Source organism: Pseudomonas coronafaciens pv. oryzae str. 1_6 (genome assembly GCF_000156995.2).
GTDB classification, from domain to species: Bacteria; Pseudomonadota; Gammaproteobacteria; order Pseudomonadales; family Pseudomonadaceae; genus Aquipseudomonas; species Aquipseudomonas tremae.
In genome coordinates, this window is sequence record NZ_CP046035.1 from 5,439,324 (window position 1) to 5,462,162 (window position 22,839).

General features: G+C 59.1%; 21 protein-coding genes. 9 read left to right on the top strand and 12 right to left on the bottom strand.

Translation table 11 applies throughout. From position 1 onward, the window contains the following. Positions 1-21 precede the first annotated feature (21 nt). A complete protein-coding gene (locus tag POR16_RS24805) occupies positions 22-1,023 on the bottom strand; it encodes a phosphate ABC transporter substrate-binding protein PstS family protein (protein WP_005895103.1) in 1,002 nt (333 codons plus the stop codon). 164 nt (positions 1,024-1,187) lie between these two features. After that, positions 1,188-2,477 (bottom strand): MFS transporter, encoded by a 1,290-nt coding sequence (locus POR16_RS24810; protein WP_005895101.1) that lies wholly within the window; start codon positions 2,475-2,477, stop codon positions 1,188-1,190. 431 nt (positions 2,478-2,908) lie between these two features. Between POR16_RS24810 and POR16_RS24815 the strand changes: the two genes are divergently transcribed. Then, positions 2,909-3,310: an acyl-CoA thioesterase gene (locus tag POR16_RS24815; RefSeq protein ID WP_005895099.1), complete on the top strand. Its 402-nt coding sequence runs from the start codon at positions 2,909-2,911 to the stop codon at positions 3,308-3,310. 91 nt (positions 3,311-3,401) lie between these two features. Next, the gene (locus POR16_RS24820) at positions 3,402-4,313 is read left to right on the top strand and encodes a D-hexose-6-phosphate mutarotase (protein ID WP_005895097.1); all 912 of its coding nucleotides are present in this window, start codon (positions 3,402-3,404) and stop codon (positions 4,311-4,313) included. 14 nt (positions 4,314-4,327) lie between these two features. Here POR16_RS24820 and POR16_RS24825 read toward each other — a convergent pair whose 3' ends face one another. The 4 genes from POR16_RS24825 to purE form a co-directional block, all read right to left on the bottom strand. Continuing rightward, positions 4,328-4,861, bottom strand: coding sequence for a DUF3299 domain-containing protein (locus POR16_RS24825; RefSeq protein WP_005895095.1), 534 nt, complete (start codon positions 4,859-4,861; stop codon positions 4,328-4,330). An 82-nt stretch (positions 4,862-4,943) separates the two neighbouring features. Continuing rightward, a complete protein-coding gene (locus POR16_RS24830; RefSeq protein WP_003378385.1) occupies positions 4,944-5,189 on the bottom strand; it encodes a GlsB/YeaQ/YmgE family stress response membrane protein in 246 nt (81 codons plus the stop codon). Between the two features lie 271 nt (positions 5,190-5,460). Continuing rightward, entirely contained in the window at positions 5,461-6,543 is a 1,083-nt protein-coding gene (locus POR16_RS24840) for a 5-(carboxyamino)imidazole ribonucleotide synthase (protein ID WP_005895093.1), read from the bottom strand. A 9-nt stretch (positions 6,544-6,552) separates the two neighbouring features. Then, complete coding sequence (gene purE / locus POR16_RS24845; RefSeq protein WP_005895091.1) at positions 6,553-7,044, bottom strand: 5-(carboxyamino)imidazole ribonucleotide mutase; 492 nt, start codon at positions 7,042-7,044, stop codon at positions 6,553-6,555. A 401-nt stretch (positions 7,045-7,445) separates the two neighbouring features. On the opposite strand from purE, the gene POR16_RS24850 reads away from it, so the two are divergent. Continuing rightward, positions 7,446-8,060 (top strand): M12 family metallo-peptidase, encoded by a 615-nt coding sequence (locus POR16_RS24850; RefSeq protein ID WP_005895089.1) that lies wholly within the window; start codon positions 7,446-7,448, stop codon positions 8,058-8,060. Positions 8,061-8,103: 43 nt separating this feature from the next. Here POR16_RS24850 and POR16_RS24855 read toward each other — a convergent pair whose 3' ends face one another. Beyond that, positions 8,104-9,009, bottom strand: coding sequence for a LysR substrate-binding domain-containing protein (locus POR16_RS24855; protein WP_005895087.1), 906 nt, complete (start codon positions 9,007-9,009; stop codon positions 8,104-8,106). Between the two features lie 317 nt (positions 9,010-9,326). Between POR16_RS24855 and aspA the strand changes: the two genes are divergently transcribed. The 3 genes from aspA (at position 9,327) to POR16_RS24870 (ending at position 13,516) form a co-directional block, all read left to right on the top strand. Further along, positions 9,327-10,751, top strand: a complete 1,425-nt coding sequence (aspA, locus tag POR16_RS24860; protein WP_003432831.1) for an aspartate ammonia-lyase — start codon at positions 9,327-9,329, stop codon at positions 10,749-10,751. Positions 10,752-11,032: 281 nt separating this feature from the next. Beyond that, complete coding sequence (locus tag POR16_RS24865; protein WP_005895082.1) at positions 11,033-12,484, top strand: alanine/glycine:cation symporter family protein; 1,452 nt, start codon at positions 11,033-11,035, stop codon at positions 12,482-12,484. Between the two features lie 27 nt (positions 12,485-12,511). Further along, the gene (locus tag POR16_RS24870) at positions 12,512-13,516 is read left to right on the top strand and encodes an asparaginase (protein WP_005895080.1); all 1,005 of its coding nucleotides are present in this window, start codon (positions 12,512-12,514) and stop codon (positions 13,514-13,516) included. A gap of 61 nt (positions 13,517-13,577) precedes the next feature. Here the strand turns inward: POR16_RS24870 and POR16_RS24875 are convergent, their stop codons facing one another. The 3 genes from POR16_RS24875 to pdxR all read right to left on the bottom strand — a co-directional run bounded on the left by POR16_RS24875 (position 13,578) and on the right by pdxR (position 17,412). Continuing rightward, positions 13,578-14,465 (bottom strand): bestrophin family protein, encoded by an 888-nt coding sequence (locus POR16_RS24875; RefSeq protein WP_005895078.1) that lies wholly within the window; start codon positions 14,463-14,465, stop codon positions 13,578-13,580. Positions 14,466-14,584: 119 nt separating this feature from the next. After that, positions 14,585-15,796 carry a YeeE/YedE family protein gene (locus tag POR16_RS24880; RefSeq protein ID WP_005895075.1) on the bottom strand — a complete coding sequence of 404 codons (1,212 nt, stop codon included), beginning with the start codon at positions 15,794-15,796 and terminating at the stop codon, positions 14,585-14,587. A gap of 53 nt (positions 15,797-15,849) precedes the next feature. Continuing rightward, positions 15,850-17,412 carry a MocR-like pyridoxine biosynthesis transcription factor PdxR gene (pdxR, locus tag POR16_RS24885; RefSeq protein ID WP_024690209.1) on the bottom strand — a complete coding sequence of 521 codons (1,563 nt, stop codon included), beginning with the start codon at positions 17,410-17,412 and terminating at the stop codon, positions 15,850-15,852. A gap of 91 nt (positions 17,413-17,503) precedes the next feature. On the opposite strand from pdxR, the gene POR16_RS24890 reads away from it, so the two are divergent. Genes POR16_RS24890 through POR16_RS24900 form a run of 3 tightly spaced genes read left to right on the top strand, consistent with a single transcriptional unit; the run spans position 17,504 to position 19,270 of the window. Next, positions 17,504-18,127, top strand: coding sequence for an FMN-binding negative transcriptional regulator (locus POR16_RS24890; RefSeq protein ID WP_053479802.1), 624 nt, complete (start codon positions 17,504-17,506; stop codon positions 18,125-18,127). Between the two features lie 12 nt (positions 18,128-18,139). Continuing rightward, positions 18,140-18,586: a GNAT family N-acetyltransferase gene (locus tag POR16_RS24895; RefSeq protein ID WP_005895063.1), complete on the top strand. Its 447-nt coding sequence runs from the start codon at positions 18,140-18,142 to the stop codon at positions 18,584-18,586. Between the two features lie 15 nt (positions 18,587-18,601). Continuing rightward, positions 18,602-19,270: a GNAT family N-acetyltransferase gene (locus POR16_RS24900; RefSeq protein WP_005895060.1), complete on the top strand. Its 669-nt coding sequence runs from the start codon at positions 18,602-18,604 to the stop codon at positions 19,268-19,270. A 258-nt stretch (positions 19,271-19,528) separates the two neighbouring features. On the opposite strand, the gene oadA is transcribed toward POR16_RS24900, so the two are convergent. Together oadA and POR16_RS24915 are read right to left on the bottom strand one after the other, a co-directional pair. Next, positions 19,529-21,337 (bottom strand): sodium-extruding oxaloacetate decarboxylase subunit alpha, encoded by a 1,809-nt coding sequence (oadA, locus tag POR16_RS24910; protein WP_005895057.1) that lies wholly within the window; start codon positions 21,335-21,337, stop codon positions 19,529-19,531. Between the two features lie 11 nt (positions 21,338-21,348). After that, positions 21,349-22,764, bottom strand: coding sequence for an acetyl-CoA carboxylase biotin carboxylase subunit (locus POR16_RS24915; protein WP_005895054.1), 1,416 nt, complete (start codon positions 22,762-22,764; stop codon positions 21,349-21,351). Positions 22,765-22,839: the final 75 nt, after the last annotated feature.

Genomic DNA, 22,839 nt, shown 5'->3' on the forward strand with positions numbered 1-22,839 from the left:
TTTAGCCTCGCTGAATCAGGATTATCTGGCCATCACATCACTCGTACCTTGCGACAGACCGAGTTCGGTCATGGTCCTTTCCACCACTCGGGCAGGCAGCGGGATGTAGCCGTCTTTCATCACCACTTCCTGGCCCTGCCTGGACAGCACCAGTTTGATAAATTCTGCCTCCAGTGGCGCCAAAGGCTGGTTGGGCGCCTTGTTCACATAGACGTACAGAAAGCGCGACAGCGGATAAGTGCCGTTCAGGGTATTGGCTTCGTTGTCTTCGACAAACTCGCCACCCTCCTTCCTCGCCAAGGGTACGGTTCTGACGTTGGAAGTCTTGTAGCCGATACCCGAGTAGCCAATGCTATTAAGCGAATTGCTGATGGAGCTGACCACCGAAGCCGAGCCGGGCTGTTCATTGACGTTGGCTTTGAAGTCGCCCTTGCACAGGGCTTCTTCCTTGAAATAACCGTAAGTGCCTGACACCGAATTGCGACCAAACAGCTGGATCGGCTTGCCTGCCAGATCGCCGGTCACCCCCACGTCACCCCAGGTCTTCGCATCAGCTCTTGCCCCACACAGCCGGGTTACAGAGAAAATCGCGTCCACTTGCTCCAGGGTCAGGCCCTTTATGGGGTTGTCCTTGTGGACGAACACTGCAAGTGCATCCACCGCGACCGGGATGGCCGTCGGTTTGTAGCCGTGTTTCTGCTCGAAAGCCGACAGCTCTCCGTCTTTCATCTTGCGGCTCATCGGCCCTAGATTGGCGGTGCCTTCGGTCAATGCAGGCGGGGCCGTAGAGGAGCCAGCCGCCTGAATCTGGATATTCACGCTCGGGTATTCTTTCTTGTAGGCCTCGGCCCACAGGGTCATGAGGTTGGCCAGAGTGTCCGAGCCGACACTGGACAGGTTGCCCGACACACCGGAGGTCTTGGTATAACCCTTGATGGCAGGATCGACGGCAGCGAACGCATTGGCTGCCGATACTGCGGCGGTCACCAGTGTCAGTGCTGTCATCAAACGCTTGAATGTCATGCCTTGCGCTCCTGGCAGGGTGTGTCGGTGCCCACCAGCCTCGCCGGCCAGCGTGTGACTACTGTATGAATTGATTATGACAAAAAGATGAAAAGGCCGTCCCCTCAACAAAGGGACAGCCTTTTCTGTATTGCCACGCAGGCCGTTATTTCAGACCGGTACAATCAACGCTTTCTGACCAGCAGGAACACGCCGATGGCCATGCCCAGGCCACACAGAATCGCGACATACCAGGCCGGCCCCATCGGGCTGCTTTTAAGCATGAACGTCACGACCATCGGCGTCAGGCCACCGAAAATGGCATAAGCAAGGTTGTAGGAGAACGACAACCCGGAAAAGCGCACAACCGGCGGGAAGGCCTTGACCATCACGTAGGGCACTGCACCAATGGTGCCGACAAACAGGCCGGTCACTGCGTACAGCGGAAACAGCACCTCAGGGTGACTGCCGAGGACGTGATAGAACGTCCAGGAGCTGACCAGCAGCCCGGCACTGCCCAGCAGAAACACCCAGCCGGCCCCGAAGCGATCCGCCAGTGCGCCCGCCGCGATGCAGCCAATGCTGAGGAAGACGATTGCCAGGCTGTTGGCCTTTAATGCGGTGGCCGCCGGAAAGCCATAAATGGTCTGCAGGATGGTCGGCGTCATCAGGATCACAACGATGATGCCGGCCGACAGCAGCCAGGTCATCAACATCGACAGTGCTACGGCACCGCGATGATCACGCAAAACCGCCTTGAGCGGCACCTCTTCGGCCAGAGCCTTGCGCAGTTGCAGTTCGGCAAATACCGGTGTCTCGTGCAGCAGGCGGCGCAGGTAAACCGACATCAGGCCGAAGACCCCGCCCAGCAGAAAAGGAATACGCCATGCGTAGTCGGACACTTCAACCGGGGTATAGATGCTGTTGATCGCGGTAGCCACCAGCGAGCCCAGCAAGATGCCCGCCGTCAGGCCGGCAGTCAGCGTGCCGCAGGCATAGCCGACGCGACGGGACGGCACATGTTCGGACACAAATACCCAGGCGCCCGGTACTTCACCACCGATGGCAGCGCCCTGAATGACCCGCATCAACAGCAGCAGGATGGGTGCCCACATGCCGATCTGCGCGTAGGTCGGCAGCAAGCCCATGATCAGAGTAGGCACGGCCATCATGAAAATGCTCAGGGTGAACATCTTTTTGCGCCCCAGCAGATCGCCGAAGTGCGCCATGATAATGCCGCCCAGCGGCCTTGCCAGATAACCGGCGGCAAAAATGCCGAACGTCTGCATCATGCGCAGCCAGTCAGGCATGTCCACCGGGAAAAACAGCTTCCCGACCACCGCCGCGAAAAACACGAAAATGATGAAGTCGTAAAACTCCAGCGCGCCACCCAGAGCAGACAGCGACAGGGTTTTATAATCACTGCGGGTCAATGGCCGCGCAGGTTGCGTGGAACTTGGAGGAACAGGGGACATGACAAGGCTTCTCTTTGCTTGTTCTTTGATAGGGCATGCGACAGCTGCGCTGGCTGCTGCGGGGTGGCGTGCAGAAGCGATTGTCCGGAGCAATTGTGCAGATAGGCACCAAAATTGCGTGTACAGGCAGTCTTGTTACCTGTAGAGGTCCAGCACGATAGCAAATTGATTCGAAAAACACATGGCAAGAACGGTTCAAGTACGAAATGAAAACCCGGTAGTCGTTCTATGACGCTACGCCCGATATACTCCCGGGTCGTCAGCCGCTCTGGGAAGTTGTGCGAAAACGCCTGAATCAGGGGGTTTCGCAGAGTTTCCCTTAAAGGCCACACCCGTGCTGAACACACAATGTTCATGCTCGGGGTGTTGAATGGCCCCCTGTTAACCGCGGCATACAATAATGAGAGTCATGGGTCAGAGGCACCCTAGGCATGATCGAGCTCGAACAAGAAGATCCAACTCCGCAAGGTGACCTTGCACTGCAAATTACCGCCCTTCCCCGCGAAACCAATGGCTTTGGCGACATCTTCGGCGGCTGGCTGGTGTCTCAGATGGACCTGGCAGGCACCGCAATGGCCAGCAAAGTGGCTGGAGGGCGTGTCGCCACCGTTGCGATTGACCGCATGGCGTTTCTGGTGCCTGTGGCTGTCGGCGAGCAACTGTCCTTTTACACCCGCACCCTTGAAGTGGGGCGTACCTCGATCAAGATGATGGTCGAAGTGTGGAGCGATGACCCAGTCACCAGCGAGTGGCGCAAGGTAACAGAGGCAGCCTTCGTGTTTGTGGCCATAGACGCCAGCGGCCGGACACGCTCGGTTCCCGCGCGGCGGTAAATCATCGTTCGGCTAGAGATTGGCTGCACGGGTAAACTCATCGAACGTGGAGCGGTCTATTTTCGTCACGGTCCTTGAGTGAGAACTTTGCATGCCAACATCCCCCGTTGAACCCTCTGTTGAATCCGTTCAGTACGATGAGCTTAATTGCTGGCGCATCCGCCACGGTGAAGCTGAACTGCTGGTCGCTCAGCAAGGCGCACATATTCTCAGCTATCAAGTGGCCGGACAGCCGCCGCTGGTGTGGCTGAATGAAGAAGCTGTGTTCAAGAAAGGCAAACCGATTCGCGCAGGCATGCCCATCTGCTGGCCGTGGTTCGGCAATCTCGAACGCAACCCGCAAAGCGTGCAGGCCATGCGCGACAGCAGCGAGCCCGCCAAGGCCCACGGCGAAGTACGCGCGCTGGATTGGCAACTGCTGGGTATTGGCGAAGATGGCGATGCGCTGCTGGTGGAGTTTGTCCTGCCCGAAGCCGAAGGCCACCTGCCGGGCTGGCCGCACAACGTCGCCCTCAAACTGAGCATCCGCCTCGACCACGCCCTGAATGTCAGCCTGGTCAGCTATAACTGCGGCACAGAGCCCGTCACCCTCAGCCAGGCGCTGCACACCTACTTCGCCATCAGCGACATACGCCAGGTCAGCGTCGAAGGGCTGGACGGCCTGAACTACGTCGACACTCTGGAAAACTGGGAAGAGCGCGAACAAGCCGGAGACCTGACATTCACAGGCGAAACCGACCGCATCTACAAGGACACGCCGGGCGTGCTCAGCATCTTCGACCCAGAGTGGCAGCGACGCATCCATGTTCGCAGCCTTGGTTCGAAATCAGCCATTGTGTGGAACCCGTGGGTCGAGAAAACCGCCAGGTTCACCGACATGGCGGCGGACGGCTGGCAGCGCATGGTCTGCGTTGAAACCGCCAACGTACTGGACGACGTAGTGACGCTTGCGCCGGACCAGATGCATGTACTGGGTGTGAGTATCTGGAGCGAGGCGCTCTGATCAAAACCTGGCCATCAAAGGTCCGACTCGACCACCACGCGGACCTTTGATGCATCCATCGCGTACGCAGCGTCGGCCAGGTCGTTATTGACCTTCTCGATCTTCAGCGTGCCTTCGACCCACAGCGGGGTGTAGATGTCATCCAGCTTCAGCCCCTTGGGGTAACGCACCAGTACCAGCTGGTTGGGCGGCGGTGGCGGAACGTGGATGCAGGCACCTGGATAAGGCACAAGGAAAAACAACGTGCTGTGCCCTTTGGCGTCGGTTTCGAGGGGGACAGGATAACCGCCAAGGCGAATGGCCTTGTTATTCATGGCAGGGACGGTCTTGGTCGAATACATGACCGCAGGCAAACCTTTGCTTTGTTTCAAGCCACCCTTGCTGTCGAACGTGCCCATGGCTTCCGGAGAGTTATGGTCAATCTCGGGCATGGCTTCGAGGGCTTTTTGATCCGACTTGGGCATCAGCTCAAGCCAGTCTGTCTCCGGCAATTGCGCGTGTGCAAGCCCGGATACCAGCAGAAGAGTCATCAACAGATAGCAACGCATGATAAAGCTCGGCAATGGGGAAAGAGTTGCCGCGCATTCTAGCCCTCTGCGCTGTGCAGAACAGAGGGCTGAACATTAAACGTTATTTCTTTTTGATCATGCCGTAGATAACCAGCAGGATGATTGCGCCGACCAGCGCGCCCAGGAAACCTGCGCCCTCGCCTGCATGGTAGATACCCAGTGCCTGGCCGCCATAGGTGGCTGCGAGTGAACCGGCGATACCCAGTACGATGGTCATGATCCAGCCCATGCTGTCATCGCCCGGCTTCAGGAAGCGAGCCAACAGACCAACGATCAGGCCGATAAAGATGGTTCCAATGATACCCATGCCATTTCCCTCTGTATTAAGTGAACATGCCAGAGCCTAAAGCAGCCCTGACCTAATGCTATCTGAGAACAGTGACAGGGAATGGTTCCGGCGAAATCGCGAGTTGGGGTCGAGGTGGAAAATTCTTCATGAATGGTGGGGCTGAACCGATCAAAAGCTGAACGCAAAGGGTTGGCACGACAGTTAAAAAACTCGTTCCGCATGCTCCAGCGTGGGAATGCAGTTCACGATGCTCTGCGTCGCAAGGGGACGCAGAGCATCGGCACGAGCGTTATGGTTTGATCAGCGCTTCGACCTGTTTCACCTGCCGATCCAGCGTGGCACGGTCGGCACTGCGAACAGTGGCGTGACCCACTTTGCGGCCAGCCTTGAACGCCTTGCCGTAGTGGTGCAGGTGACAATCCTCGACAGCAATGACCTTTTCCACCGCCGGCACTTCGCCGATGAAGTTGAGCATGGCGCTCTCGCCGACCTTGGCCGTCGAACCCAGCGGCAAGCCGGCAACCGCCCGCAGGTGGTTTTCGAACTGGCTGCACTCGGCGCCTTCGGTTGTCCAGTGGCCGGAGTTGTGCACACGGGGTGCAATCTCGTTGGCTTTCAGGCCACCGTCGACCTCGAAGAATTCGAAGGCCAGCACACCGACGTAATCCAGCTGCTTCAGGACTCGACCAGCGTAGTCTTCGGCAAGGGCTTGCAACGGGTGATTGGTGCTGGCAACGGAGAGACGCAGGATGCCGTTGTCATGCGTGTTGTGAACCAGCGGGTAGAAACGGGTCTCGCCATCGCGCGCGCGAACGGCGATCAACGACACTTCCCCCGTGAACGGCACGAAGCCTTCCAGCAGGCAAGGTACGCTGCCCAGTTCCGCGAATGTACCGACCACATCGGCTGCAGAACGCAGAACCTTCTGGCCCTTGCCGTCATAGCCCAGGGTACGGGTTTTCAGAACGGCTGGCAGCCCGATACTGGCAACTGCGGCATCCAGATCAGCCTGCGACTGGATGTCAGCAAATGCCGGTGTCGGAATGCCCAGATCCTTGAACATGCTTTTCTCGAACCAGCGGTCGCGCGCGATACGCAACGCTTCGGCGCTCGGATAGACCGGCACGAACTGCGACAGGAACGCGACCGTTTCAGCCGGGACGCTTTCAAATTCAAACGTCACCAGATCGACTTCATCAGCCAGTTGACGCAGATGATCCAGATCGCCGTAATCGGCACGCAGATGCTCGCCCAGCGCAGCTGCACAGGCATCCGGAGCAGGATCGAGAAAGGCGAAGTTCATGCCCAGTGGCGTACCTGCCAGGGCCAACATGCGGCCGAGCTGGCCGCCACCGATTACACCGATCTTCATGGAAAAACCTCAGGCGTGGCGCGGGTCTGGATTGTCCAGGACGCTGTCTGTCTGCTCAGTGCGGAATTTCTTCAGCGCTGCGTGGAATTGAGGATGCTTTGCACCAAGGATGCTCGCCGACAGCAGTGCCGCGTTGATCGCGCCCGCTTTGCCGATGGCCAGCGTAGCCACCGGAATGCCGGCTGGCATCTGCACGATGGACAACAGTGAATCGACACCCGATAGCATGGAAGACTGCACCGGAACGCCCAGCACCGGCAGGTGAGTCTTGGCCGCGCACATGCCCGGCAAGTGAGCGGCACCACCGGCACCTGCGATGATCACTTCAATGCCTCGGCTTTCCGCTTCGTCGGCGTACTGGAACAGCAGGTCCGGCGTGCGGTGGGCTGACACCACTTTGACTTCGTAAGGGATGCCGAGCTTTTCCAGCATATCGGCGGTGTGGCTAAGGGTGGACCAATCGGACTTGGAGCCCATGATCACGCCAACCAGTGCGCTCATCGTCGTGCCTCTCATCGGGCGCCCGCAGGCGCGTCTTAAAACAACAAGCCACGCGGGGGAACCGGCGTGGCTTGTTGTACGAATAATGACCGATTTAGCCGGCCAAAGGCCGCGCAGTATACCGCAAAGTGGTGCGTTTAAAGCACCTCGGATCACCTTCCGTCAGCGGCAATGCCGGGCAGGGGCGCAAGCATTGGCTGCAGTCGGTATGCGAGCCTGATAACTACCAGGGTGAAACCGAAGATTCGTCGCGCAGGCGTTGCGTCTTACATCACGAGAATCCTTGTCCTGCTTATCGAAGCAGCCTGTGCGACTGTCAGCGCTGGTCAGCGTTTGTTTAACTGTTTCCACGACATTGAAGTCGCCTTTTTGACCTGACTCTCAAGGATGAGAACGTACACATGCAAAAAAATCTGAACATCTTGCTGACCCTGGCAATCTTTCTTTACCTGCCGTTTGCCAGCGCGGATGAACCCAATCTGGGCCTCTTCGTGATCATGCACGATCAGCTGACACAGCGTGAACGCGCCGAACTGAAAGAAAGCTACCTGCCCTCCCTGCTCGCCCAATTACACGACATCACCGGCCGCAGGACGACCGTCACATTTATCAAGGATGAGCCCGGCCTTACAAACTTCCACTATCGCGGGGACAACCTGGAAAAACTGCTCTACACGTTGTTCCAGGCGAGCATCGAATACGCGAACGCCAAGAACCTGCCGCGCCCCTCGGAGCGGCATAAATACGTGCTGGTGACGTCCAATAAAATCAATGGCGTGACACATGGCGTCGCGGCAACAAACTATCACGTCGCCGTGACGTCCCTTAAAGACGACAACACGCTGGCGCACGAGGTAGGCCACCTGTTTGGCGCTGAACATGAAGATGCAACGGGTTTCCCCTGCCAGACCATCATGTGGGGGAACGCCAGCACCTCGATCATCCCCTGTCATTACTTCAGCAAAGCCAACAAGGCGCTGATTCGCAGTTATGTAGCCAAGCTGGCTGTTCGCTAGGCAATCGGCCTGGCGTGAAGTACCGCGCCAGCCCCCTCATGCCTCATTCAGAAGAAGCGGCGCTTTCCAGCTTGCGCCACAGCAGGCGAACATTGGCCTTGCGCACCAGTGCGCAACGGTAAAGCCTGATCTCCAGCGGCACATGCCATTGCGGTCCGCCACACACCACCAGCTCACCGCGTGCGAGCTCGGCGCGCACACTCAGGTGCGGCACCCAGGCGATGCCCAGCCCTTCAAGCGCCATGCTTTTCAGGCTGTCTGCCATCGCCGTCTCATACACCGTCGTGAAGCGCAGATTGCGCTGGCGCAGCAACAGATTCACCGAGCGCCCGAGAAAGGCTCCCGCGCTGTAGGCGAGCAGCGGCACGCTCGCCTCGCCTTCCATATCGAACAAGGGCCGGCCATTGGCATCGGCGGCACACACCGGCAGCATTTCGGTATGCCCCAGATGCAGCGAAGGGAAGATCTCAGCGTCCATCTGCAGCGCCGCGTCGGGGTCGTAGAATGCCAGCATCAGGTCGCATCCCCCTTCGCGCAACGCATGCACGGCGTCCCCGACATTGGTGGCGACCAGTCGCGTCGCAATGTTCAGGCCTTCGTTGCGCAACTGGGCGATCCAGCGCGGGAAGAATCCGAGCGCCAGGGAGTGAGCTGCCGCCACCTGCATGACTTCGCCCTGACCACCCTCAAGATGATGCAGGTGGCGCACCACTTCGCCCAGTTGCTCGATTACCGTACGCGCCGTGACCAGAAACAGCTGCCCGGCTGCAGTCAACTCGATCGGTGTGCGTGTGCGGTTGACCAGCGTGAGCCCCAGCGCAGCCTCGAGACTGCGGATACGTCGACTGAACGCGGGCTGGGTCACGAAGCGGCGATCGGCCGCCTGGGAAAAGCTGCGAGTGGCCGCCAGGGCGCTGAAATCCTCCAGCCATTTGCTTTCCAGATTCATCAGGTCCTCCCGGACAATGGATGACTGCCTCGACAGGCGACTGCGCATGCCCTGCAAGCACCGGTTTGAAGCGACCTCGATGGGACGTCCGGTAACGCAGTGCAGATACATGACCTGACCATCACCCGACGACATTGAACCGCAAACCAGGTGCGACATTTTGCCCTCTTTACGCTACGAGAGGAATCCAGGTCACACACCCATTATGCCGTTATTGCATAGGCCAGCGTTTAACAGCATTGGTCAAGCCGGAACGGCAGGCCCAATATTCGTGGCGTTCCGGCATTGTCCGTGCCTTTTTTGAGACTCTTCTTATCATGTCCTCGCCTGCATCATCGCGCATCGAAAAAGACCTGCTTGGTGTTCTCGAAGTACCTGCCAACGCTTATTACGGCATTCAGACTCTGCGGGCAGTGAACAACTTCCACCTTTCGGGTGTGCCGCTGTCGCATTACCCGAAACTGGTGGTGGCGCTGGCCATGGTCAAACAGGCTGCAGCGGATGCAAACCATCAGCTGGGACACCTCAATGACGCCAAGCATGCGGCCATCAGCGAGGCCTGTGCCCGTCTGATTCGCGGCGACTTCCACGATCAGTTCGTGGTCGACATGATTCAAGGCGGCGCCGGCACTTCCACCAACATGAATGCCAACGAAGTCATCGCCAATATTGCGCTGGAAACCATGGGTTTCGAGAAGGGTGAATACAAACACCTGCACCCGAACAACGACGTGAACATGGCGCAATCGACCAACGACGCCTACCCGACCGCGATCCGCCTGGGCCTGCTGCTGGGCCACGACGCGCTGCTTGCCAGCCTTTCCAGCCTGATTCAAGCGTTTGCCGCCAAGGGCGAAGAATTCAACCATGTGCTGAAAATGGGTCGCACCCAGTTGCAGGACGCAGTTCCGATGACCCTGGGTCAGGAATTCCGCGCCTTCGCCACCACCCTGACAGAAGACCTCAATCGCCTGCGCAGCCTGGCACCCGAGCTGCTGACTGAGGTCAACCTCGGCGGCACCGCCATCGGCACCGGCATCAATGCAGACCCTGGCTACCAGAAACTCGCTGTCGACCGTCTGGCGCTGATCAGCGGCCAGCCGCTGGTGCCGGCTGCCGACCTGATCGAAGCGACTTCCGACATGGGCGCGTTCGTGCTGTTCTCCGGCATGCTCAAGCGCACCGCAGTCAAGCTGTCGAAGATCTGCAACGACCTGCGCCTGCTGTCCAGTGGCCCGCGCACCGGCATCAACGAAATCAACCTGCCAGCGCGTCAACCCGGCAGCTCGATCATGCCCGGCAAGGTCAACCCGGTGATTCCGGAAGCAGTCAATCAGGTGGCCTTCGAGATCATCGGCAACGACCTGTCGCTGACCATGGCAGCCGAAGGTGGCCAGTTGCAGCTCAACGTCATGGAGCCGCTGATCGCCTACAAGATTTTCGATTCGATCCGCCTGCTGCAACGCGCCATGGACATGCTGCGCGAGCATTGCATCGTCGGTATTACCGCCAACGAACAGCGCTGCCGCGAACTGGTCGAGCACTCGATTGGTCTGGTCACCGCGCTTAACCCATACATCGGTTATGAAAACTCGACCCGTATCGCCCGTATTGCGCTGGAAACCGGCCGTGGCGTACTCGAACTGGTCCGCGAAGAAGGCCTGCTCGACGATGCCATGCTCGACGACATCCTGCGTCCGGAAAACATGATCGCCCCTCGTCTGGCCCCGTTGAAGGCCTGACAGGAATGAGCTGCGCAACCTGCTCACCAGATTGAGGGCCTAGACACCCCTCAATTTTTTGAGGGTCTGGAAGTGATTCTCCAGGCCCTTTTTTTTGCCTCCGGCACAGGACTCAGATATTGGATCCAGAGCCTTAGGCCCCTTATTTCTGCGGCATCATTCGCAGGAATATTCATTCAGTGTCGCGAATGAAGAATCAGCCTCACAAGAACGCGACTACAGACGTAAAAACTTTGCACCGGTATAGTGCGCCCCCTCAAAAGTAGCGAGGAATAACAAAAATGTTGGAAATGATTAACGACTTTCTCTCCGGTAAGGTACTGATCGTACTTATCGTTGGCCTGGGTAGTTACTTCACGATCCGCTCGCGTTTCGTCCAGTTTCGACACTTTTTCCACATGTTCTCGGTTTTTCGCGACAGTCTGCGCAGTAGCGCCGGCCAGCTGAGTTCGTTTCAGGCCCTGATGCTCAGCCTTGCGGGCCGCGTCGGTGCGGGCAACATTGCAGGCGTCGGCATTGCCGTGACGCTCGGTGGCCCGGGTGCTGTGTTCTGGATGTGGGTCACCGCATTGGTCGGCATGTCCAGCAGCTTCATCGAGTGTTCGCTTGCGCAGCTCTACAAGCGCAAGGATTCCGAGGGCCAGTTTCGTGGCGGTCCGGCGTATTACATCCAGCACGGCCTGGGTAAACGCTGGCTGGGTATGGTCATGGCAGTATTGCTGCTGGTGACATTCGGTTTCGCCTTCAACGGCCTGCAATCCCACGCAGTGACGGACTCGTTGAAAAGCGCATTCAATATCGACACCACGACCACCGGCCTGTGCCTGGTTGTGCTGCTCGGCCTGGCCTTCATCGGCGGCATCAAGCGTATCGCGGCTATTTCCGATCTGCTGGTTCCGGTCAAGACCCTGATCTACATCGCAGTCACCATCTACGTCATCGTTCTGCAGATCGATCACGTTCCAGCCATGCTGATGACCATCGTCCGAAGCGCCTTCGGCATTGATCCAGTGTTTGGCGGCCTGATCGGCAGCGCGATCGTGATGGGCGTCAAGCGCGGCGTCTTCGCCAACGAAGCTGGCCTGGGCAGCGCGCCCAACGTAGCTGCTGTGGCGCACGTAGAACACCCAGTGGCGCAGGGTGTGGTTCAGGCGTTCAGCGTATTCCTCGACACTTTCGTCATCTGCACCTGCACCGCCCTGCTGATCCTGCTGTCGGGTATCTACGACATCGGTTACGACGGCAACGGCATCGTACTGGCGCAAAACTCGCTGGCCGCCGTGGTCGGTGACTGGGGTCGAATCTTCATCAGCGTGGCGCTGGCGCTGTTCGTCTTCACCTCGATTCTCTACAACTACTACCTGGGCGAAAACAGCCTGCGGTTTTTGTTTGGCGAGAAGCTCAAGGCCATCGTGCTTTACCGTATCGCGGTTCTGGCACTGATCCTGTGGGGTGCCGTGGTCGATCTGAAAGACGTGCTGGCCTTTGCAGACATCACCATGACCATGCTGGCGTTCGTCAACCTGATTGCGTTGGCCATGCTGTTCAAAGTGGTCAAGCGCATCCTCAACGACTACGATGCTCAGCGCCGTGCGGGCGTCAAGACGCCGGTGTTCGACTCCAGTCAGTTCCCGGACCTGGACCTGGACCGCAACGCATGGCCGGCCAACCCGACTCGCCAGTCGACACACGACGCCGAAATGGCCGCCAAGCCGGCGCCTGAAGCACGATAAAACGCGACGTTACGCCGGAGAAGAACCATGACTCTTGATGCACATAAACCCGCTCGACGCGTGATGGTTCTTTACACCGGCGGCACCATCGGCATGCAAGCCAGCGCCAACGGCCTGGCTCCCGCCTCGGGGTTCGAGGCGCGGATGGCCGGGCAACTGGCAGAGCACCCTGAACTGGTCGTACCGCAGTGGCACTTTCGCGAGATGTCGCCACTGATCGACAGCGCCAACATGACGCCAGCCTACTGGCTGCGCCTGCGGGACGCGGTGATCGAGGCGGTGGATGTCGACGGTTGCGATGCGGTGCTGGTACTGCACGGCACCGACACCCTGGCCTACAGCGCTGCGGCCATGTGCTTCCAGCTGCTGGGGTTCGACGCCCCGGTGGTGTTCACGGGTTCGATGCTGCCTGCCGGTGTGCAGGACAGCGATGCTTGGGAAAACGTCAATGGCGCCCTGCTCGCGCTGGGCTCAGGCCTGGTTTCCGGCGTGCAGCTGTACTTCCACGGACAACTGATGGCGCCCACCCGCTGCGCGAAAATCCGCAGCTTCGGGCGTCAGCCGTTTGCGCCCCTGCAACGCTCGCGCGGTGGTTTCTCCGCCGTTTCGCTACCGGATGCGCTGGATTACCGTCAGCCCAGAACGCTGGGCAATGTCGCGGTGCTGCCATTATTCCCCGGGATTGGCGCCGCGCAGCTCGACGGCCTGATCAACAGCGGTATTCAGGGCCTGGTGCTCGAATGCTTCGGCAACGGCACAGGGCCGAGCGACGATCCGCAATTCATTGCCAGTCTGGAAAACGCGCGCGCGCACGGCATCTGCGTTGTCGCGATCACTCAATGCCACGAAGGCGGTGTCGAGCTGGACGTGTATGAAGCGGGTAGCCGCCTGCGCAGCGCAGGCGTGCTTTCCGGGGGTGGCATGACCCGTGAGGCGGCGCTGGGCAAGTTGCATGCATTGCTTGGCGCAGGCCTGTCGACCGAGGACGTTCGCCGCCTGGTCGAACTGGATCTGTGTGGCGAGTTGCGTTAAGCCGCTGTAGCGGCCCTGCTTTGTCCGAGGCGTCCCGCACATGCGGAACGCCTCATCCTCCTTACGAAGCCTTGCTTTCTTCCTGCGCGCATCTGAGCATCGAATCGAGGTTGCGTTCGATGTTGTTGCACAGCGCATTCGTCTGAATTACGTGTTCACTGGCACGAAACGGGCTTTGCAGGTCGGTGCCGATCTTCTCGATAGCCAACAGCATGAAGCCCACCACGGTGGACGCCAGCGGCGTGAACCAGCCCAGTGTTTCCACCAGACCGATCGGTACGATCACGCAGAACAGCGTGATGAACAGCCTTGGGAATGCCACGTACGGATAAGGCAAAGGCGTGTTGGCAATACGCTCCATGCCGCCCTGGCAATTGGAAAGGTCCACCATGGTCGACTCCAGACGCGCCAGCCGAATGCTGTCCAGACGCCCCGCCTGGTACTCCTTCGCCAACAGTGCAGCTGACACATTGAGCACGTCGTTGGGAAAGTTGTTGGTGTCGTGGCGGCGCTCGAATTCCTCGCGGGGGATCAGTTGCTGGATCTCTTCGCCACACTCGACACCTTTCAAATGTGCCGACAGACACTTCACGTAGGCCACGTGGCGGCGCAGCAGAATAGGCTTGACCGGGTTGATACCGTCATCGTCCTCGACCAGCGTCAAGACCTGACGAGCAAAGCTGCGCGAGCTGTTGACCATTGCGCCCCACAGCGTTCGCGCTTCCCACCAGCGGTTGTAGGCACTGGAATTACGAAAGCTGGTCAGCACCACCAGCGCTGAGCCGAGCAAGGTCAGGGGTAACGAAGGCAGGTTGATCTTTCGATCGAAAAACAGCATGAAATCAACAGTGACAATGACATCCCAGATCAGCAGCCAAAAAAGCGACCAACCTACGTAACCAATGGTCTTGCCGAGAAAACGTACTTTCGAAATGATCGTTTGCTGCACAGGACTACCCCATTGATGATTAAGCGAGCGCGCATTCGAATCGCTATTGCCTGGCGTTTGAATGCCAATTCGGCAGATGGTTCGCAAACGGCCCGCTTTATCTCGGGGTATGAAACGTTTCAGCAGCCAGTCAATGCTACTTGCGGCCGCTCTCCGGTAAAGAAAAACGGACGCAACCGGACACCGACCACGTTGCCGATGTAGGCAGCGATCAGCCACAGCCAGCCGTGCAGGCTGCCGGACGCAATACCGCTGAAATAGGCGCCAATGTTGCAACCGTAAGCCAGTCGGGAGCCGTAACCCAGCAGCAGCCCACCGACAACCGCGGCAACCAGCGACCGCACAGGGATATCCAGGCTAGGCGCAAAACGTCCGGCCAGTCCGGCTGCCAGCAAGGCGCCCAGCATAATGCCGATGTCCATCACACTGGTGATGTCTTCCCACACAGGCGCGGCCAGAGCCTTGGCATTCGCAGCGCTCTGCCAGAACACCCAACTGCCGACATCGACGCCCAGACCGCTGGCTGCTTTCGCGCCCCACAGGGCGAATGCCGAGGTGATGCCCCAAGGACGCCCCGCCAGTGCCAGCGTCGCGTAATTCAGAATCGCCAGCGCCACGGCGCCCCAAATCAGAACCCACGGCCCGCGAAACACACGAGAGAAACCACGATGTTCAGTGGTGACCGGCGCTTCGAGCTGACCATGACGGCGCTTTTCCAGCTTGATGGTCACCAGAGCGATCAAGGCAAACAGCGCCAGATTGGCGATCAGCGCCGGCAGTACGCCGAAGGTCTTGACCACTGAAATCGGCGGCAACGACGGCAAGGCAAACCACCAGTCCACATGATGGGTGGCAATCAGCGAGCCCAGGATGAAAAACAGCAGCGTCACCAGCATTCGCGCATTGCCGCCACCTGCGGTGAACAACGTGCCGGACGCACAGCCACCGCCTAGTTGCATGCCGATGCCGAAAATAAACGCACCAACCACGACCGACACGCCGACCGGCGCGACAAGACCGGTAACAGGCTGGCCAAACAGTGTGCCCGCGCCCAGCGCTGGAAAAAACAGCACTACGGCGACGGCCAGCATCACCATTTGCGCACGCAAGCCGGCGCCACGCCGTTCACGGATGAAAACCCGCCATGCCGACGTGAAACCGAATGCTGCGTGGTAAAGCGCAATCCCCAGCGCGGCGCCCACGATCCATAGCATGACTTGGCGAGTGCCAACGCTGAGCAGCAGAAACTGGGCGCCCATCAGCAGCAGGAACAACGCAGCCAGCGGCGCGCCGAACTTGCGTCCGGGTGTTGCAGTAAGAGAGTTGTTCATGGGTATCTCGAAGACAGGTAGCAGAAAGTGCGGAGTATACGGGTACTGCCGACCTACTCCGACCAAGCCACGCGTAGCCTGTTCAATGCATCCGCAATCGCGGGTTCCGGCACTGCGGCGAAACCCAGCACCAACCCGGCACGGTTATCCATAGGCTCGCAGGAGTCGGGTAGCCAGTATTCACTTAAGGCGTTCATTTCGACACCGACGCTCATGGCCTTGGCAATCAGCGCTTGCTCACGCGCGACGCTGTCCACTTTGATCATCACATGCAGGCCCGCCACGACTCTGGGCATCGCCTGGCAGCCGGCAATATTCTCAGGCCAGCCGGCCAGCAGCGCATCTCGACGACTGAGCGCTGCACGACGCATGCGGCGGATGTGTCGTTGAAAATGCCCAGCTGCCATGAACTGAGCCATGACCGCCTGAACACTGATTTCGGTATGGCGCATGTCCACAGCCTTACGCTGGCTGAACGGCTGAACCAGGGCTGCAGGGAGAACCAGATACCCAAGGCGCAAAGCCGGAAAAGCAATTTTGCCAAACGTGCCGACATACAGCACACGGCCCGTCTGATCGAGTGCAGCCAGCGGCGCCAAAGGTGCGCCGCTGTAACGGTACTCACCGTCGTAATCATCTTCGACGATCCAGCTCTGGTTCTTTTCGGCCCAAGCCAGCAGTTCCAGCCGGCGCGCCAGACTCATGACCACGCCTGTGGGGTATTGATGCGAAGGCGTGACATACGCCAGCCTGCAATCCGACTGGTCTAGATCGGCGCAGCGCATACCCTCAGCATCGACAGCCACACCCTGCAATCGGGCACCAGCCACGGCGAACGCATGACCGGCAGCGCGGTAGCCCGGATTCTCGACGGCGACAGCCTCCCCCGGCGCCAACAGCAATTGTGCACAAAGGCTTATGGCATGTTGCGCGCCGCTGGTGATCACAATTTGCTCAGCACGACAGTGCAGCCCTCGCGAAGAACGCAGATAGACTGCAATCAGCTCTCGCAAATGCCACTCTCCCGCAGCAGCGCCATAGCCTAACTGGTGAAGATCAGGCCTACGCCAGAAAGCCGCATACAGCCTGCCCCACAGCGCAAACGGGAACAGATCGAACGCCGGAACGCCCACCCTGAACGCCTTGGGACCTTCGCCTGACGGGTCGCGCAACTGATGGCTTTCGATCAACTTCATTGCCCGGCTGTGGATAACTTGTTCGCCAATATCCGCAGGATTTTCTGCGCTTTCTGTGGACAAGGCTGTGCATAAGCCTGTGGGCAAACCTGTGGACAAGTTGGTGGATAGTTTTCTGCCAGGGTTGTCCTGAAGCGCAGGACGGCTGCTGGAAAGCTGCGCAACGTAAGTACCATCGCCCACCCGCCCCTCGATGAAACCTTCCGCGTAGAGCTGATCGTATGCACGCATCACGCTGTTGCGAGAAATAGCCAATGACTTCGCCAGGTCTCGGCTGGCCGGCAACCGCGTTGCACCGCTCAAGCGGCCGTCGAGGATGCGCTCACGCAGAACCGCATAAAGCTGTTTACTCAACCCCTGGCGCGGGTCCAGCTGCACACCGATGAGGGTAGACGGGAATACAACGTGGTCTGCGGGCATCCGATTGGCTCTATCAAATAGACTGAAAGTGGATCTTACAACGAACCAATACCTTGCCTAGGATGGCCCCGGTCTGCCAAGGAAAATCACCATGTATATACCGAATGCTTTCCAGGAAAACGAAACGCTCAACCTGCATGAGCAAATGGACCAAACCCGCTTGGCGATTCTCGTGACGCAGGGTAAGGACGGTCTGCATGCGACCCACCTGCCGCTGCTATTGCGGCGTAGCGAAGGCCTTCATGGCACTCTTTACGGGCATCTGGCCAAGACCAACCCGCAATCGCAGCAACTGAGCGCCGGCGTCGAAGCGATGGTGATCTTCCCGGGAGATGATGCTTACGTCAGCCCGTCGTTCTACCCGAGCAAGGCTGAACACGGAAAGGTCGTACCTACCTGGAACTACCTGGCCGTACACGCTTACGGTCACGCCAGCGGCTTCAATGACCCGGAACGCCTGCACCGATTGTTGAGCGACCTGACCGATCGGCACGAGTCTGATCGTAAACAGCCATGGTCGATCACTGATGCGCCTGCGGACTACATCGCCAAAATGCTCGGCGCAATCGTCGGGTTTGCCCTTCCCGTGCAGCGCCTGCAGGGCAAACGCAAACTCAGCCAGAACCGCAATGCCCGGGACCTTGCCGGCGTGCGCGATGGCCTCGCTGCCAGCGAGCATGCAAACGACCAGCAAATCGCTCGCTGGATGAGCTGAAAGGAGAAATTCATGAAAGATATACGCATCCGCCCCGTCGCTGCCGAGCATCATCAGGCCTGGCTACCCCTTTGGCAGGCCTACCTGAGCTTTTACAAGACCGAACTCGCTGCTGGCGTGAGCGAAGTGACCTGGGCACGCATGATCGACCCGAACGAAGCCACCCATTCGGCGCTGGCATGGCTGGATGGCAAGGCGGTGGGTATGGTGAACTTCATCTATCACCGCTCCAACTGGAGCATCCACAATGCGTGCTACCTGCAGGACCTGTTCGTCGCCCCGGAGCATCGTGGTACGGGCGTCGGCAGGCAGTTGATCGAGTTCGTCTACGCCACCGCCAAGGCCGATGGCTGCGACAAGGTGCATTGGCTGACCCATGAAAGCAACGCTACGGCCATTCAGTTGTACGAGCGGATTGCCGAGCGGCCTGGCCTAATCCAATTTCGCAAAGCGCTCTGAAACGGGAAGTAATCCATGTCTGACACGCTGCTCGACTGGCAGGCCGCCACACTGCCGACACCGCAAACACTGAAAGGCCGTTTCATTCGCCTGGAAAAACTCGATGTTGCGCGTCACGGGGATGACGTGTGGGCCGCGCTTCAAGGACCGGGAGCCGACCCGAAGCTTTGGGACTATCTGCCTTGTGGCCCTTTTATCGACCGCGATGCGTTTGATGCATGGCTGACCGGGCACCAGGCCACCAGCGACCCCTGGTTTTATGCCATCGTCGATCAACATACCGACAAGGCGCAAGGCGTCATCAGCCTGATGTCGATCGTGGCGGCGCACGGCCGGATCGAAATAGGCCATGTCACCTTCAGCGCAGCCATGCAGCGCACACCAAAAGGCACCGAGGCCATTTACCTGCTGGCCAAAGAAGCCTTTGCGCTGGGTAATCGACGCCTGGAATGGAAATGCAACGCCAACAACGCCCGCTCCAGACGCGCTGCCGAACGGTTCGGCTTCAGCTACGAAGGCACCTTCCGCCAGCACATGGTGGTGAAGGGACAGAGCAGAGACACGAACTGGTACTCGATAATCGACAGCGAATGGCCAGCCATGCAACGGGCATTTGAAAGTTGGCTGGCTGTGGATAACTTTGCGAATGGGCAGCAGATCAAGGGTCTTGAAGCGTTTCGATGAAGCAAGCGACCGGGCAGTTTCAGGGCAGCTTCGCAGCCCATCGTAACCTCCTGAAACTCCCACGCCCTGCGGGCATCAACTATCGTGCGACGCAGAGCGTCAAGAACTGCATTCCCACGCTGGAGCGTGCGGAACGAGAATCTCGACTATCGTGCCGGTACTCTGCATCCCCTTTGCGGCTGAGCCCGCCTGTAGAAAAAAAAGGGAAGCCACGAGTGCTTCCCTGAGGTAAACGGTTGAATTAGCCGAGGCGGCTGATCAGCTTTCGATCTCGACCAGTATCTCGCCCGGATTGACGCGGTCGCCCTTCGCAACATGGATTGCCGCGACCTTGCCCGCGACGGATGCCTGGACTTCGGTTTCCATCTTCATGGCCTCAGTGATCAGCACAGCCTGACCGGCCTTGACCATGTCGCCCTCCTTGACCAACACATCCACGATGTTGCCCGGCATGGCGGTGCTGACGTGACCAGGGGCGTTGGCCTGCTTGCGCTTGCTGGCGCCACCGCCGACAAATTCATTGAGGGGTTCGAACACCACTTCTTCCGGCATGCCATCGATGGTCAGGTAGAAATGACGCTTGCCCTCGGCCTTGACGCCCACACCGGTGATGTCGACCCGGTAGGTTTCACCGTGTACATCAATGACGAACTCGGTCGGCACACCCTCGCCGCCCGCTTTGGCAACGCTGCCGGCCTCGGGAATCGGCAGCAACACTTCCGGCGTCAGCGTTCCGGCCGCGCGATCTTCAAGAAACTTTCGGCCAATGTCCGGGAACATCGCGAAGGTCAGCACGTCCTCTTCGGATTTGGCCAGCGCGCCAACGTCGGCGCGCAGCTTGGTCATCTCCGGCCGGAGCAGGTCGGCGGGACGAACATCAATCAGTTCTTCATTGCCAATCGCCTGACGACGCAGCTTCTCGTCGACTTGCCCCGGCGCCTTGCCATACCCGCCTTGAAGATAGAGTTTCACTTCATTGGTGATGGTCTTGTAACGCTCGCCAGCCAGCACATTGAAGAACGCCTGAGTGCCGACGATTTGCGAGGTCGGCGTCACCAGCGGTGGGTAACCCAGGTCTTTACGCACCCTGGGGATTTCCGCCAGCACTTCGCTCATGCGATTGAGCGCGCCCTGCTCTTTGAGCTGGTTGGCCAGGTTGGAAATCATCCCGCCAGGCACCTGATTGACCTGCACACGGGTGTCCACTGCCGTGAATTCGCTTTCGAACTGGTGATACTTCTTACGCACTGCATAGAAATACAGACCGATTTCCTGCAGCAACTCCAGGTCCAGACCGGTATCGAACTCGCTGCCCTTGAGGGCCGCAACCATCGATTCGGTGCCAGGGTGGCTGGTGCCCCAAGCGAAGCTGGAGATTGCGGTATCGATATGGTCGGCGCCGCTTTCGATCGCCTTGAGCTGACACATCGCGGCCAGACCGGCCGTGTCATGCGAGTGAATGAACACCGGCAGCGACTGCTCGCTTTTCAGCGCCCTGACCAACTCGCCCGTGGCATAAGGCGTCAACAGGCCGGCCATGTCCTTGATCGCCACCGAGTCGCAACCCATCGCCTCCATCTGCCGGGCCTGCGCAACGAACGCCTCGATCGTGTGCACAGGGCTGGTGGTGTACGCGATTGTGCCCTGCGCATGCTTGCCGGCGGCTTTCACCGCCTCGATGGCAACGCGCAGGTTACGCACGTCGTTCATCGCATCGAAAATCCGGAACACGTCGATACCATTCACCGCCGCCTTGGCCACGAACGCCTTGACCACGTCATCGCTGTAATGCCGATAACCGAGAAGGTTCTGACCGCGCAGGAGCATTTGCAGACGCGTATTGGGCAACGCCGCGCGCAGCTGACGCAGGCGCTCCCAAGGGTCTTCCTTGAGAAAGCGCACGCAGGCATCGAACGTTGCCCCGCCCCAGACCTCCAGCGACCAGTAGCCGACCTTGTCGAGCTTGCCGCAGATCGGCAGCATGTCTTCAGTGCGCATGCGGGTCGCCAGCAGCGATTGGTGAGCGTCACGCAGGATGGTATCGGTTACGAAAATCTTCTTGGACATTTCAATATTCCTTACAGACCGGCGTGTGCGGCAATGGCGGCGGCAATGGCCAGAGCCAGCTCTTCGGGTTTGCGCTTGATCGAGTAATTGGTCAGCTCGGGGTGGCTCTCGACAAAACTGGTGTTGAACTCACCACTGCGAAATTCCGGGTTGCGCAGGATTTCCTGGTAATACGCCGCCGTGGTCTTCACCCCTTGCAGGCGCATGTCGTCCAGAGCGCGCAGGCCGCGATCCATTGCTTCTTCCCAGGTCAGCGCCCAGACGATCAGCTTCAGGCACATCGAGTCGTAGAACGGCGGAATGGTGTAGCCGGTATAAATAGCCGTGTCGGTACGCACACCAGGCCCGCCGGGCGCGTAATAACGAGTGATCTTGCCGAAACTGGGCAGGAAGTTGTTCTTCGGGTCCTCGGCGTTGATTCGGAACTGCAAAGCAAAACCGCGGTGGATAATGTCCTCCTGCTTGACCGACAGAGGCAGTCCGGACGCGATGCGGATCTGCTCGCGGACAATGTCGATACCGGTGATTTCTTCGGTAATGGTGTGCTCGACCTGCACACGGGTGTTCATCTCCATGAAGTACACCTCGCCCTCGGCGAGCAGAAACTCCACAGTGCCAGCGTTTTCGTAACCGACAGCCTTGGCGGCACGCACCGAAAGATCGCCGATGTAGGCGCGCTGTTCAGGCGTTAATTGAGGGCTGGGAGCGATCTCGATCAGCTTCTGGTTACGACGTTGTATCGAGCAGTCGCGCTCGAACAGATGCACCACATTGCCGAAGCTGTCGCCCAGAATCTGCGCTTCGATGTGCTTGGGGTTGACGATGCACTTTTCCAGAAAGACTTCTGCCGAGCCAAAGGCTTTGGTCGCCTCGGAAATCACCCGGGGGAACGCCTGCTCCAGCTCCTCACGGCTGTTGCAACGCCGGATGCCGCGCCCGCCACCGCCGGAAGTGGCCTTGAGCATGACCGGATAGCCAATGCGTTCGCCTTCGACCAATGCTTCCTGAATGTCGGCCACATTGCCCTCGGTGCCGGGCGTTACCGGCACCCCGGCCTTGATCATGCTGCGCCGCGCTTCGGTCTTGTCGCCCATGCGCCGTATCACTTCCGCCGAAGGGCCGATGAACTTGATGCCGCGTTCGGCGCAGATATCAGCCAGTTCGGCGTTTTCAGACAGAAAACCATAACCGGGGTGAAGCGCATCGCACCCGGTTTCCACGGCCAGATTGACCAGCTTGCGCGGGTTCAGGTAGCCCGCCAGCGGTTCGGCACCAATGCTGTAGGCTTCGTCCGCACGCTTGACGTGCAAGGCATGCCGGTCAGCATCGGAGAATATCGCCACCGAGCGAATGCCCATTTCGGCACACGCGCGCACGATGCGGACGGCGATCTCTCCGCGGTTGGCGATCAGAATTTTTGTTATCACTGATGATTCCTCGACCCTAAAGACCAAACCGGTCAGCACATCCAGGCAAGCGCTGTACCCGCACTTTTTTGTAAC